This window comes from Kitasatospora sp. NPDC029367, assembly GCF_055569135.1.
Window position 1 is genome coordinate 1 of sequence record NZ_JBVHYH010000080.1, and the last position, 12,745, is coordinate 12,745.

Below are 12,745 nucleotides of genomic sequence, written 5' to 3' on the forward strand. Positions count from 1 at the left end.
GTTGACTTTTGGCACGCTGTTGAGTTCTCAAGGAACGGACGCTTCCTTCGGACCGCCTTCCAGCGGGCCCTCCGGGCGCTTCGTTCTTTCGTGTTCCCAGCTTATCAGATGTTTTCCGCTCCGTTTTCCGGGGCTTCGTCATCCAACTTGCCGGTGTCTTTCGGGGTTTGATGCCCCGTCCGACGTCTCAAACTCTAACCGAGCCCCGCTCCGAAAAGCGAATCCGGCCGCAATCCCGATAAGCAGGCATGCCGAAACCGGCCTGTGCTGTTTCTCGTGGATTGGCCGCCCCGGAACCGTCCGCGCTTTCGCGTGTCCGGTGCTCCCTGTCGGGCGACTGGGAGACAGTACCCCTACTCCTCGCCCGAAACAAATGCCCGGCCCCGAACCGCGCGGGAGCGTAGACGGGGGCTGAACGTACGTCACCGGCCGACTCGGCACTGTGGCGATAGGGTGCCGGGATGGTTCCCGACGCTCCCCGGCTGCTGCGCGCCGACGCCGCCCGCAACGCGGAGAAGATCATCCGGGCTGCCCGGGAGGTCTTCGCCGAGCAGGGCCCTGACGCCCATCTCGACGACGTGGCGCGGCGGGCCGGCCTCGGGGCCGCCACGCTCTTCCGCCGCTTCCCCGACAAGGCCGCGCTCCTGCGCGCCGTGCTGGACCAGCGCTTCGAGGAGCACGTCCGGCCCGTCATCCAGGCCGCCGCCCACGAGCCCGATCCTGCGGGCGGGCTCGCCCGGGTGCTGGCGGCGGCTCTGGAGTCGGTGGCGGGCGACTACAACGTGCTGGCCGCCGCCCGCGCCGCCGGGGTGCTGACCCCGGCGACCGGTGAGGAGTTCTTCGCCGCCCTCGACGTCCTCCTGGCACGCGGTCAGGCGGCGGGCGTGCTCCGCACCGACCTCGTGCCCGACGACCTGCACCGCGTGGTCGTCATGCTGGTCTCGGTGCTGTGGACGGTGGAGCCCGGTGAGGACGGCTGGCGCCGGTACCTGGCCCTGGTCCTCGACGGCCTCTCCCCCACCGGGGCCCGCCCGCTGCCCTGCCCCGCCCCGGCGCTGCGCGCCCGCACACCCTGACGCCCTGACGCCCTGACGCCTCACGCCTCACGCCTCACGCCTCACGCCCGGGCTGGTGTCGGCAGCTCCACAGGGCCGTTCACCACCGGACCGGGACCTCGCCGATGCCGCCCGCCAGCCGTTCGGAGTGGTCGCGCAGGCTGCGCGCGTCCACCGCCAGTCGCAGGCCGGGGAAGCGTCGGAACAGCGCGGTCAGCGCGATCTGCATCTCGGTGCGGGCCAGCGCGTTGCCGATGCAGTAGTGGCCGCCGTGCCCGAAGGCGAGATGGGCGTTGGGGGAACGCGAGGGGTCGAAGGTGTCCGGCTCCTCGAACGCCCGCCCGTCCCGGTTCGCGGCGTTGATCGCCACCAGCACCGCCTCGCCCCGCGCGATCGCCGTCCCCGCGACGGTGATCTCCTCGCGGGCGTAGCGGATCAGGCCCAGGGCGCCGGGCGCGGCCATCCGCAGGATCTCCTCCACGGTGGCGCGGGCCGTTCCCTCGGGGTCGGCGGCGAAGCGGTCGCGCCGGGCGGTGTCGCTCAGCAGGAACAGGACCCCGAGGTCGATCCGGGTCGACGTCGTCTCGTGGCCCGCGAACAGCAGCCCCACCGCCAGGCGGGTCATCTCCTCCTCGGTGAACGAGGGGTCCTGCGCCTGTACGGCGAGGATGTCGCTGATCACGTCCTGTCCCGGCCGCTTGCGCTTGTCCGCGGCGACGGCGGCCACGTACGCCTCGAACTCGGCCATGGCCGCGGCCCCGTCGGCCTCGCCGTACAGTGCGGCGATCCGCGCCGACCAGCCGCGCAGCAGCTCCCGGTCAGCGACCGGCACGCCGAGCAGCTCGCAGATCACCATCACGGGCAGCGGGAAGGACAGGTGGTCGTGCAGGTCGACGGCGCGTCGGGGGTCTCGTGCACGCTGCTCCTCCATCGCGTCCAGGCAGGACGCGGCGAGTTCGCCGATCCGCTCGCCCAGCCGACGCATCCGCGGCGCGCTGAACGCGGGTGCCAGCATCCGCCGCATCCGCGCGTGCTCGCGGTCCTCCTCCTCGGGCGTGCCCGCGGTGCGGGTGTGCAGCGCCGAGGCCGAGATCCTCGGGGAGTCCGCGGTGTCGGGGCGCAGCCGGGAGAACCGGGTGTCGCTCAGGATCTCCCGCGCCTCCTCGTAGCGGGTCACCAGCCAGGCCGGGTCACCGGCGGGTGTCGTCACCCGTGTGATCGGGCCCTCCTCCCGCAGGCGCGCGAGCAGCGGCGCCAGGTCCAGGGCGTTGGGGCGTTCGAAGGGTAACTGCGGTGCGGGCGTGGTCATGGTCTCTCCTCACCGGCCGAAGGGCCACAAGAGCAGCGAACACTCGACGGAGCGGCTCTCTCCTGCACACCCGGGCCGGGGTGGACGAACGGCACCCGGACCCAAGAAGTGAGAGCCAGCTCTCTATTGCGGGGAGCGTAACACCGCCGGCACGCACAGTCAGCCTCCCTGGCACCGTCCGGACCGGTTCACCACCGCGTCGAACGCCATCAGGCCGCGCCCCCGTCACTCGTCGAACCGATGCGACGAACCCTCCACCTGCGGCGGGATCTCCCTCTGACCTGTCGTTCAGCCTCCGGCTTCGAACGAGCGGGCCCCGAAGTGGCAGGCTGTGGCCGTGCGTATCGCGAGAGACGACCAGCCAAGGCCGCTGTCGACGTGCTGGCTCTACTGGATCGCCGTACCGACCGGTGACCAAGCGGGAGTCATCGCGTCCCTGGGCCTCACCCGACCCGTACCCGTGACGTTCGCCGAGGCCGAAGCTGTCATCGACGAGGACGGCCACGGAGAGGCCGAGGACGATCCGGACGGACTGGCCCGGGTGTACGTGAGTCCTGAGATCGAGGGATGGACTCTGGTGATCGGCCCGTGGTGCGACCCGTGCGACACCGCCAGAAGTGACGAGGTCCTGCGCCTGTGTACCGACCTCAGTTCCCGCTACGGAGTGGCCCAGGCGTACTACTTCGGCACACAGAACGACGGCTCGGCCTGGCTGATCGCAGAGCACGGGGTGGTGGTGCGGCGGTACTGCGAGACCGGCGAGATCGACGACGGACTCCTCACACTGGGACAGCCCCTTGCACAGGAACAGGCCGAGCGGCAGCGGATGGGCCTGCCGCCGACCTGGAACGAAAGCGACCGCAACGACGAGGCCGAGGAGGAGTGGAAGTGGCGGGCGTTCGACCTGGCCCCCGAGATCGCCACCGCCCTGGGCATCAGCCCGCTCGCGCTGAACGAGTCGATGCGCGTACGCGGCGTCGGCGTTCTTGCGGAGACACCTGTTCCGGTGCGCTGAGCACCGCATTCCGCACTTCGCCGCGGTCGTTCTCGGCTTGGTCCCCTTCTTGTGGTGGGCGGGTTGTCGGAGGGGGGTGGCACCATCAGGGCAACACGACGAAGGGGGCCGCCGATGAGTTTCCTGGGCATGTGGTGCCTGATCCCCGTGCGGCCCGAGGCCGTCGCACGGTACGCGCCGGAACTCGCTCCGGTCATCGAGGCGGAGGCCGCGCTCGCCGCGTCCACGGACCTCCTCCGTTGGTGGCGAGCCGGCGGCAGCACCCCGGAGGCCATGGACCGGTTCATCGATCTGGCCGCCCCGTCCGCACTGGACGAGCGGATCTGCACCGTCTACGAGGCCTGGGAAGAGGGCTACGACAGGTCCCTGCCGCACCTCGTGGTCTCCGCCCGCAAGGCCTACCCGGCCTCCGCCATGGCCTTCGCCCTCGGCCCGCAGCGCTTCGCGGAACTGCCCGGCTGGTTCGGCGACATCCTGCTCACCCCGGAACAGGTCGTGCAGACCCTTCCTGCCGTCGAACGCGCCTACGACTGGACCCCGCAGAGCCGGCACCAGGCCGAACTGCTGCTCACCGCCGCCCTCCACGACGAGGGCGGTCGGGACGACATCACCGCACTACTCGACGGCGTACCCCCGGTGTGGCGCGCGGCGGCGGCCGCCGGCCACGGTCTGCTCGGAGCACAGTTCATCCCCTGACACCCGGCACGGGAAGCCGGACCGGCCCCTACGGCCGCGGCTCGTTCGGGCGAACGAGCCGGTGTCCGGGGCAGGGCTTCGGCGCCGTCCCGACGAGGCTGCCCCCGGAGCGGGCCGGCGGCTTCGGGGGCAGTGTCGTCGCGGGTGGACCGGTGTCAGTACAGGGGGGTGTATCCGGCGTGGCTGCCGATCTGCCCGGAGGAGTCGGTGGCGTTGCCGACAGCGTAGGAGAGGTAACCGGCGTCGTTGACCATGGGCGTGTAGCAGTAGTACTGCCCGGAGCCCGAGTCCCAGGACGCCTTGTCGCAGCCCGAGCGCTGGTTGTCCTTCTGGCGGACCACGTTCGCCCAGAGGCTGTTGCCGCGGGAGTAGACGCGGGCCCAGGCCGTGCGGCACGAGCGGCTGTAGCGCAGTTCGAGGGTGCCGACCTGGCCGATGCCGTCCGCGTTCAGGGGCACGGACTTCGCGGTGATCGCGTCGGCGGCGCAGCCGGAGGAGATCGGGTCCTGTCCGTCGTAAGTGTCGGCGTTCGCGGTGCCGTTGACGCCCGTGGCCAGGGCGATGACGGCCGCGCCGACCAGGGCGGCCCGCTTGAGGGAGGTGGAGATGCGCATGGATCCTTCTGGGGGCTGGTGGTGGTCGGTTCCGGGCCGGGCGTTCGTGCGCCGGATTCCGGCGGCCCGGTGGGGGCGGTGGGGGCGGGGTGGGGGCGCAGTTCGCCAGTGTTCCGTCCGGAGCCCGTCCCCGGCGCCGTCCGCGCGTCCCCGCTGCGTCCCGGGACGCCCGCGCCCGCCCCGGGGACGCCGCCGGGATGCGAGGCAGCGGTCTCCGGATGGAGCGGTTGCGGTGCTTCGCCCACCTCTAGGGTTACGGGGACGAGAGAAGACCCACCATGGACCCCCGCATACCCCGCCTGCGTCGCAGGCTGGCCGCGATCCCGTTCCAGCCACTGCGCAGCCACTCCTTCGGGGAGGAGCAACACAGGTTCCGCCTCGGACCGACGCTGTCGGAGTCGCGGATCGCTGCCTTCGAGGCCGAACACGGCGTCGCCCTGCCCTCCGCCTATCGGCAGTTCCTCAGGCACCTCGGCGGCTCCGGCGCGGCACCGTTCTACGGGCTCGTGCCGCTGGAGCGGTGCTCCCTGCTGGTCATGGAGCCGCGCGGAGCACCGGGGACCCCCCGGGGCTTCGGCCGCCCGGAGACCGGGTCGCACGATCGCGACCTCTTCCTCCACATCATCGAGATGGGGTGCACCGACGTGTGCGTCATCGCGGTGACCGGGCCCCTCACCGGCCGCGTCCTCGTCGGCAACGGCGACGGGTACTGGGGGCCCAACGTCTCCTCCGCCACCGACTTCCTCGCCTGGTACGAGCGCTGGCTCAACCAGATGGGTGCCGGACTCGACAACCGGGCGCTGGAACTCAACTCGCCCCGGCTTCACGGCCATCCGAACCGGCATCGGATGGCCCCGCGGCTGTGACGCTCCGCAACAGCCCTGGTCAGTCCCGGTCCAGGTCCGGATAGTAGCCGCGCTGGTAGGAGGACAGTCCGTAGACGCTCAGCTCGCCGGCGCCCCGGCAGATGACGCAGAGCCTTGTCGTGCGGCATTCGCCGCAACGGCGCTTGCCGTCGGGGCGGCGGGGGAGCCACCCGCGGCCGTGGCAGGTGGGGCAGCGGCCGAGGCCGTCGCACTCGTAGCAGAGGACGTAGCCGGGTGTGAGGGTCTCCGGCGTACACACCGGTTCCGGCTCCGGTTCGGGCTCCTGGGGGCGCACCGGCACCGACTCAGGTCCAGGCTCCGGTTGCGGGGCGGTCAGGGCCAGGTCCGCCGTCTGTCCCCGAAAGACCACCGCAGGGGTGTCGTCGCTCGTCAGGACGCGGATGGTGCTGCCGTCCCGGCGGGCGAGGATCACCGTCCAGAGCCTTCCGTCGTCGTCCAGCTGTGACGTCGTGACGTCCCACCCGGCCGCGTGGAGGAGGGAGACCGCCCGGTCGGACGTCTCGGTGGCGGTGACGGTCGCCGGACGATTGCCCTGGTACGCCATCGAGTGGTGGTACCGCAGCGGATCGGGCCGGTCCGTGATCTCCGGCTGCGGCTCGCCCAGGGTGAGTCGGCGGAGGTGGACACGAACGGTCAAGTCCTTGACCAGGGTGACCAGTTGTACGCGCAGGGACCGACCCAGTCGGTCCAGTTCCGCACGTGCCGTCGAAGTCTCGTCCATGTCGCCCCCTTGGTCCCGGAACGTACCACGGGGCCGGATCCCGTGACCGTGGCGGCCGCGCGCGAGATCTTCCGAGGTCGCGCCCAACTCGGGGAGGGTGTGAACCCAAGGGCACGACTGGCCTGTGCACCGTGCACCGTCCAGGATCTGGCCAACCGGTTCCCGTCGCTGTCCGACGTGGCCATCGAGCGGGCCTGGGGCGGTTGGATCGGCATCAGCCCGGACTGGCTGTCGATCGCCGGGCAGGTGGGCGGCAACGTCTTCTACTCGATGGCCTGCAACGGCCACGGCCTCTGTCAGGTGCCGTACGTGGCCCATCAGCTCGCCGACTACATCGTCGACGGTGAGATGTCGGATGACCTCGCCGGCATCTGGTCGAACGCCTCGAAGTACCCGCCGTCGATGTCGTTGCTGATGCAGCCGTTCGTCCTCCGAGCCATCTGGGGGCTGGACCGGTTCAACGACTTCTTCAATGGCAGCAGGACACTGGCCCGGCGGGCGCTCCGCCGTGGCAGGCGTGGGGGCTTCTGAAGGTCTGGGTGGCGCCTGATCGGTTACGGCGTGGTGTGAGATCGCGGGGGTTCCCCGCACGGGTGGGGTGTCGTACCGTGACCGGATGACCACGATCGTGTCATCCCGGTACGACGCCGTGATCGTCGGCGGCGGGCACAACGGACTGGTGGCGGCGGCCTACCTGGCGCGGGCCGGGCAGCGGGTGCTGGTCCTCGAACGGCTGCCCAGGGTGGGCGGGGCCGCCGTCTCCGCGCGGGTGTTCCCCGGCGTGGACGCCCGGCTGTCGCGCTACTCCTACCTGGTCAGCCTGCTGCCCCGGCAGGTGGTACGGGACCTCGGGCTGCGGCTCGACCTGCGCCGCCGCCGGATCTCCTCCTACACCCCCACCCTGCGGGACGGGAAGCCCACCGGGCTGCTGGTGGACGCGGCGGACCCGGAGCGCACCAGGGAGTCGTTCCGGAGCCTGACCGGCGACGACCGGGAGTGGCAGGCCTGGCAGCGCTTCTACGGGATGACGGCGGAGGTCGCCCGACGGGTGTTCCCCACCCTCACCGAACCGCTGCGCACCCGCGCCGAGTTCCGTCGGCTGGTCGGCGACGAGGCCGCCTGGACGGCCCTGTTCGAGCGGCCGCTCGGCGAGGCGGTCGAACGGACCTTCACGGACGACCTGGTACGCGGCGTGGTCCTGACGGACGCGCTGATCGGCACCTTCACCCACGCCCACGACCCCGCGCTGCGGCAGAACCGCTGCTTCCTCTACCACGTCATCGGCAACGGGACCGGTGACTGGGACGTGCCGGTCGGCGGGATGGGCGCCGTGACGGACGCCCTCGCCGGGGCCGCCCGGGCCGCCGGGGCGGAGCTCCGGACCGGCTGCGAGGTGACGGCCGTCGCCACCGACGGCCGGGGCGACGCCGAGGTGACGTACCGGCACCGGGACGGCGAGACGACGGTGGCGGGGCGACGGGTGCTGGTGAACGCCGCCCCGGCCACCCTGGCCCGGCTGCTCGGCGAGGACCCGGGGCCCGCCCCGGAGGGCTCCCAGCTCAAGGTCAACATGGTGCTGCGCCGGCTGCCCCGGCTGCGGGACACCGCCGCCGACCCGCGCGAGGCCTTCGCCGGGACCTTCCACATCGCCGAGGGCTACCGGCAGTTGGAGACCGCGTACACCGAGGCGCTGGCCGGCCGACTGCCCTCGGCACCGCCGTCCGAGATCTACTGCCACTCCCTCACCGACCCGTCCATCCTCGGGCCGGAGGCCGTCCGGCAGGGGTACCAGACCCTGACGCTCTTCGGACTGCACATGCCCGCCCGGCTGTTCGGCGACCCGGCGGCCGAGGAGCGCGCGCTGGCCGCGAGCCTGGCGCAGCTGGACGCGGTGCTGGCCGAGCCGATCGCCGACTGCCTGGCCGTGGACGCCGACGGACGGCCCTGCGTGGAGGCCCGGACGCCGCCGGCGCTGGAGCGGGAGCTCGGGCTGCCGGGCGGGCACATCTTCCATCGCGACCTCGCCTTCCCCTTCATCGAGGAAGAGGACGGGGACGGGGACGACGGCGGGGAGGGGCGGGCGGACCCCGCCGCCCGCTGGGGCGTGGCGACGGCGCACCCGAACGTGCTGCTGTGCGGGGCGGGCGCCGTCCGCGGCGGCGGGGTCAGCGGTATCCCGGGGCACAACGCGGCGCAGGCCGTCCTGGCCGACCCGGCCCGGTAGGACGGGGACCGGGCCGGCCGGGACGAGAAGGTCGTACGGAGAGGCCGCGCGGAGAGGTCGTACGGAGAGGCCGTACGAGGAGGTCGTACGGCGACCTGCCCGGTGCCGGTGCGTCAGGCGCGGGCGAGGACCCAGCCGCCGAGGCCGTCGCAGGCGCCGGCGTTGTACTGGGTGGCCCGGAAGCCGGCCGGGACGGGCGAGCCCGGGCAGGTCCAGAGGCCGACGCGGGCGGTGTTGTGGCGCCAGGAGCCGGCGCCGTCGCAGCCCGCCACGGTGTGGCCGGTGATCACGTAGCCGGCCACCACCGGGGAGCCCGAGCAGGTCCAGATGCCGTCGTGCGGGAGGCTGTGCTGCCAGTTGCCGATGCCGCCGCAGCCGCTGCGGAAGTGGTTGCTGATGACGTAGCCGGGCACGACGGGCGAGCCGGAACAGGTCCAGATGCCGTCGTGGACGAGGTTGTGCCGCCAGGAGCCCATGCCCCGGCAGCCGGTGGTCTGGTGGTCGGTGATCACGTAGCCGGCCACCACCGGGGAGCCGGAGCAGGTCCAGATGCCGTCCTTGGCCGGCTGCTGGTACCAGGAGCCGGCGCCGCTGCACCCGCTGGGGTCGTGGTCGGTGATGACGTTCCCGGCGGCGACGGGCTGCCCGGAGCAGCTCCACTTGCCGCCGTTGCCCCAGCCCGCCGTCCGGGCCTCGGCCGTGGACATACCGGAGACGGTGCCGCCCAGAGCGACGGCCGCGACCAGGGCGATCGACGCCACGGCGGCTCCCGCGCCCCGGCCGGTCGCCAGGGCCCTCACGCACTTCACTATCTGACGCAGGATCATGTCCGGTGTGCTCCTGGAGTGTTGAGGAGGTTGAGGTGCCCCCGTTGCGCCGGTCCGCCCGGCGGTCGAACGAGAGTCACCCTAGGTGGTGGAGACGTGAAAGTTCAGCGGAGGATCGGAGAATTCCACTCCCGGGGCGCAGCTTGTCCGAAAGTCGTCAGGACGTACGGCCCACCCCCCGGCATCCCACCTGACGGGACTTTCAGCATGCGGAGTGATCTTGGCGCGCCCCGCGGGTAAGGTGGTGGACCGTGGCCAGTAGGAAAACGTCGATCATGGAAGCAGCGGCGCGGGTGATCGCGCGGCGCGGGGTGCGCGGGCTGCGGGTGGAGGAGCTCGCCGCCGAGGCGGGCGTGTCCACCGCGCTGATCTACTACCACTTCAAGGACCGCACCGGCATCCTCCGGCAGACGCTGGAGTTCATCAACGACCGGGCCGAGCGCTACACGACCGAACGCGCCCCGGACGCACCGCCGTTGACACCGCGCGAGGAGCTGGAGCAGACCCTGCTGCTGGAACTCCAGGACAGCGTCGAGGTCCGGGAGAACAGCACCGCCTGGGGCGAGCTGCGCGCCAGCGCCGTCTTCGACGAGACCCTGCGCGAGGACCTCGCCCGCGCCACCCGGGTCTGGGTGCAGGAGGTCGCCGGACTGCTCGGCGCCGTACAGCCGATGTCCTCGGCGGTCGCACTGGCCGGCGCGGCGGAGCGGCTGACCGCACTGCTCGAAGGCCTCAGCACCCGCTGGCTCAGCGGCAGCCTGCCGCTGGCGCACGCCCGCGCCCTGATGGCCGAGGCGATCGACACCGAGATCGCCCGGCTCGACGCCTGAACCGTGCAACGGGCGGGCCCGGACGGCGCGCTGCGTGACGCTCCCTGCGGCAAGAGTCACGGCGCATGTCCAAACTTGACTGACTTTTTAGTCAGTGCAACGCTGCAGGGGGCAGCAGGCGCCGGCCGCCCCGTCCGTTGACTCCGTCCCGCTCTGCGCCCACGCGCCGTCACCCGGAGAGTGGAGACGGCCGCGGCCCTTCCCCCGACCACGGACCGGTCCCGGGCCGCGGCGCGAACGGCACCTGCGCATCCCCGCACGATCAGGAGACCACCGTGAGCTACCACGACGACCACTCCGGCGAGTCGGGCCCCTGGGTGCCTGCCGACGACGTCCCCCATGCGCGGACCTGGATGTCCTGGCCCTCCCGCCGGGGCGTCTGGGGGCTGCGCCTGGGCGGCGTCCAGGAGGACATCGCCCTGATCGCCCGCACCGTCGCCCGGTTCGAGCCCGTGGTCATGTGCGCCCCCGACGACTACACCGCGGACAAGGCCCGCTCGAGGTGCGGCCCGTCCGTCGAGGTGACCACCGCGATCCCCACCGACGACCTGTGGATGCGCGACATCGCCCCGGTGTTCCGCCGGGACGGCCACGGCGGCCTGGAGGCCGTGGTCCTCAACTTCAACGGCTGGGGCAACAAGCAGGTCCACCACGACGACGCCCGGGCCGCCGAGCGGATCGCCGCTCACCGCGGCCTGCGCCACTCCTACGCGGACTTCGTCGGCGAGGGCGGGGCGGTCGAGACCGACGGCGACGGCACCGTGATGGCCACCGAGAGCAGCCTGGTCAACAAGAACCGCAACCGCGGCATGAGCCGGGACGAGATCGAGGACGCCGTCCTGGAGGCCTACGGCGCGGACAGGATGATCTGGCTGCCCGGTATCAAGGGCGAGGACATCACCGACGACCACGTCGACGTCACCTCGCGGTTCGTCCGCCCCGGCGTGGTGATGGTCCAGCTGCCGCCGGCCGACCGCAACGACTCCTGGGCGCGCGACGCCCGCGAGCAGTTCGCCATCCTCTCCGCCGCCACCGACGCCCGCGGCCGCCGGCTCCAGGTCATCCCGGTGCACGGCCCGGACAGCGTCCGCTCCCGCAGCTCCAGGTTCGTCGACTCCTACCTCAACTTCGTCCTCGTCAACGGCGGGGTCATCACCGCCCAGTTCGGCGACGCCTACAAGGACGCCGCCGCCCGGGACGCGCTCGCCGCCGCCTTCCCCGGCCGCCACGTCGTCCAGCTCGACGTCGACCGGCTGATGGCCGGGGGCGGCGGCATCCACTGCTCGACCATGCACGAGCCGCTGCCGTAGCCGGAGCCCGAGCCAGAGCCCGAGCCGCACCAGTTGTCCTTCCCGGACCACCCTCGACCCCTGCCCGGAGAGCCCGTATGACCAACGCCATGTCCCGCCGCAGCATGATCCGCTCCATCACCGGCGTCGGCGCCGGAGTCGGCGTCCTCACTCTCGGCCTGACCGCCTGCGACCCCGACGGCCTCGGCGCCCCCGACGGCGCCGTGCCGCCGTCCCAGCAGCCCGGCACGCCCGGCCCCCGGCGCTTCGGCGCCGAGTGGGAGAAGCACCAGCGCACCGTGATGTCCTGGCCCGCCTCCGAGAGCGTCTGGGGCGAGCAGCTCCCGGAGGTCCGCAAGGACATCGCCGGCCTCGCCCAGGCCATCGCCGCCCGCGAACCCGTCGTCATGATGGCCCGCCCGGAGCAGCAGGAGGCCGCCCAGAAGGCCTGCGGCTCCGCCGTCGAGGTGGTGCCGGTGGCCGTCGACGACCTGTGGGCCCGCGACACCCTGCCGGTGTTCGTCGAGGAGGGCGGCAAGGTCAAGGGCGTCGACTTCAACTTCAACGGCTGGGGCGACAAGCAGCAGCACGCCAACGACTCCAAGATCGCCCGGACGGTGCTGGCCAGGTTCGGCGTCGAGCGCGTCGAGACCCCGCTGGTCGCCGAGGGCGGCTCCTTCGAGACCGACGGCCAGGGCACCCTGATGGTCACCGAGAGCTCGATCGTCAACGCCAACCGCAACCCGGGCCGCGACCGCGACCAGATCGAGGCCGAGCTCAAGCAGGCCCTCGGCATCACCAAGGTGATCTGGCTGGCCGGCGTCAAGGGCAAGGACATCACCGACGCCCACGTCGACTGCCTGGCCCGGTTCGCCGCCCCCGGCGTGGTCCTCCTGGACCGGGCCTTCCCCGGCATGCCCGCGGACGTCTGGTCCCGCTCCGCCGACCAGGCCCGGGCCGTACTCGCGGACGCCACTGACGCCACCGGCAGAAAGCTCAAGGTGATCGAGATCAGCCAGCCCGACCCGGACCGGATCACCGGCCGGGGCGACGCCTTCGTCTCCTCGTACATGAACTTCTACATCGGCAACAAGGGCGTGTACCTGCCGCTGTTCGGCGACGCCAAGGCCGACGGGCACGCCCGGGAGGTCTTCAAGGACCAGTTCCCGGACCGCGAGATCGTCCCCGTGCAGATCGACACCATCGCCTCCGGCGGCGGCGGCATCCACTGCTCGACCCACGACCAGCCCGCCGTCTGATCCCCGTTGTTCGGCGCCC

The 12,745-nt window shown here is 72.1% G+C and carries 13 protein-coding genes; 9 read left to right on the plus strand and 4 right to left on the minus strand.

From position 1 onward, the window contains the following. Positions 1 to 461 precede the first annotated feature (461 nt). On the plus strand, positions 462 to 1,076 hold the full coding sequence (locus ACZ4W5_RS31660; protein ID WP_465658408.1) for a TetR/AcrR family transcriptional regulator: 615 nt from the start codon (positions 462 to 464) through the stop codon (positions 1,074 to 1,076). 79 nt (positions 1,077 to 1,155) lie between these two features. Here the strand turns inward: ACZ4W5_RS31660 and ACZ4W5_RS31665 are convergent, their stop codons facing one another. Next, positions 1,156 to 2,364: a cytochrome P450 gene (locus tag ACZ4W5_RS31665; RefSeq protein WP_465658410.1), complete on the minus strand. Its 1,209-nt coding sequence runs from the start codon at positions 2,362 to 2,364 to the stop codon at positions 1,156 to 1,158. Between the two features lie 460 nt (positions 2,365 to 2,824). Between ACZ4W5_RS31665 and ACZ4W5_RS31670 the strand changes: the two genes are divergently transcribed. Further along, positions 2,825 to 3,379, plus strand: a complete 555-nt coding sequence (locus tag ACZ4W5_RS31670) for a hypothetical protein (RefSeq protein ID WP_465658412.1) — start codon at positions 2,825 to 2,827, stop codon at positions 3,377 to 3,379. Between the two features lie 114 nt (positions 3,380 to 3,493). Continuing rightward, entirely contained in the window at positions 3,494 to 4,075 is a 582-nt protein-coding gene (locus tag ACZ4W5_RS31675; protein WP_465658413.1) for a hypothetical protein, read from the plus strand. Between the two features lie 155 nt (positions 4,076 to 4,230). Here ACZ4W5_RS31675 and ACZ4W5_RS31680 read toward each other — a convergent pair whose 3' ends face one another. Then, positions 4,231 to 4,689, minus strand: a complete 459-nt coding sequence (locus ACZ4W5_RS31680; RefSeq protein WP_465658415.1) for a DUF2690 domain-containing protein — start codon at positions 4,687 to 4,689, stop codon at positions 4,231 to 4,233. A gap of 278 nt (positions 4,690 to 4,967) precedes the next feature. On the opposite strand from ACZ4W5_RS31680, the gene ACZ4W5_RS31685 reads away from it, so the two are divergent. Then, positions 4,968 to 5,555 carry an SMI1/KNR4 family protein gene (locus ACZ4W5_RS31685; protein ID WP_465658417.1) on the plus strand — a complete coding sequence of 196 codons (588 nt, stop codon included), beginning with the start codon at positions 4,968 to 4,970 and terminating at the stop codon, positions 5,553 to 5,555. A gap of 19 nt (positions 5,556 to 5,574) precedes the next feature. On the opposite strand, the gene ACZ4W5_RS31690 is transcribed toward ACZ4W5_RS31685, so the two are convergent. Further along, complete coding sequence (locus tag ACZ4W5_RS31690) at positions 5,575 to 6,297, minus strand: hypothetical protein (RefSeq protein ID WP_465658460.1); 723 nt, start codon at positions 6,295 to 6,297, stop codon at positions 5,575 to 5,577. Between ACZ4W5_RS31690 and ACZ4W5_RS31695 the strand changes: the two genes are divergently transcribed. Beyond that, positions 6,196 to 6,828 (plus strand): FAD-dependent oxidoreductase, encoded by a 633-nt coding sequence (locus tag ACZ4W5_RS31695; protein ID WP_465658419.1) that lies wholly within the window; start codon positions 6,196 to 6,198, stop codon positions 6,826 to 6,828. The genes ACZ4W5_RS31690 and ACZ4W5_RS31695 overlap by 102 nt on opposite strands. A gap of 85 nt (positions 6,829 to 6,913) precedes the next feature. Further along, complete coding sequence (locus tag ACZ4W5_RS31700; protein WP_465658421.1) at positions 6,914 to 8,521, plus strand: phytoene desaturase family protein; 1,608 nt, start codon at positions 6,914 to 6,916, stop codon at positions 8,519 to 8,521. Between the two features lie 113 nt (positions 8,522 to 8,634). On the opposite strand, the gene ACZ4W5_RS31705 is transcribed toward ACZ4W5_RS31700, so the two are convergent. Next, positions 8,635 to 9,348, minus strand: a complete 714-nt coding sequence (locus ACZ4W5_RS31705; protein WP_465658423.1) for a hypothetical protein — start codon at positions 9,346 to 9,348, stop codon at positions 8,635 to 8,637. A gap of 275 nt (positions 9,349 to 9,623) precedes the next feature. Between ACZ4W5_RS31705 and ACZ4W5_RS31710 the strand changes: the two genes are divergently transcribed. From ACZ4W5_RS31710 to ACZ4W5_RS31720, 3 genes are all read left to right on the plus strand, one after another. Next, entirely contained in the window at positions 9,624 to 10,178 is a 555-nt protein-coding gene (locus tag ACZ4W5_RS31710; protein ID WP_465658425.1) for a TetR/AcrR family transcriptional regulator, read from the plus strand. 275 nt (positions 10,179 to 10,453) lie between these two features. Then, the gene (locus ACZ4W5_RS31715; protein ID WP_465658427.1) at positions 10,454 to 11,488 is read left to right on the plus strand and encodes an agmatine deiminase family protein; all 1,035 of its coding nucleotides are present in this window, start codon (positions 10,454 to 10,456) and stop codon (positions 11,486 to 11,488) included. A gap of 77 nt (positions 11,489 to 11,565) precedes the next feature. Next, positions 11,566 to 12,726 carry an agmatine deiminase family protein gene (locus tag ACZ4W5_RS31720; protein WP_465658429.1) on the plus strand — a complete coding sequence of 387 codons (1,161 nt, stop codon included), beginning with the start codon at positions 11,566 to 11,568 and terminating at the stop codon, positions 12,724 to 12,726. Positions 12,727 to 12,745 lie beyond the last annotated feature (19 nt).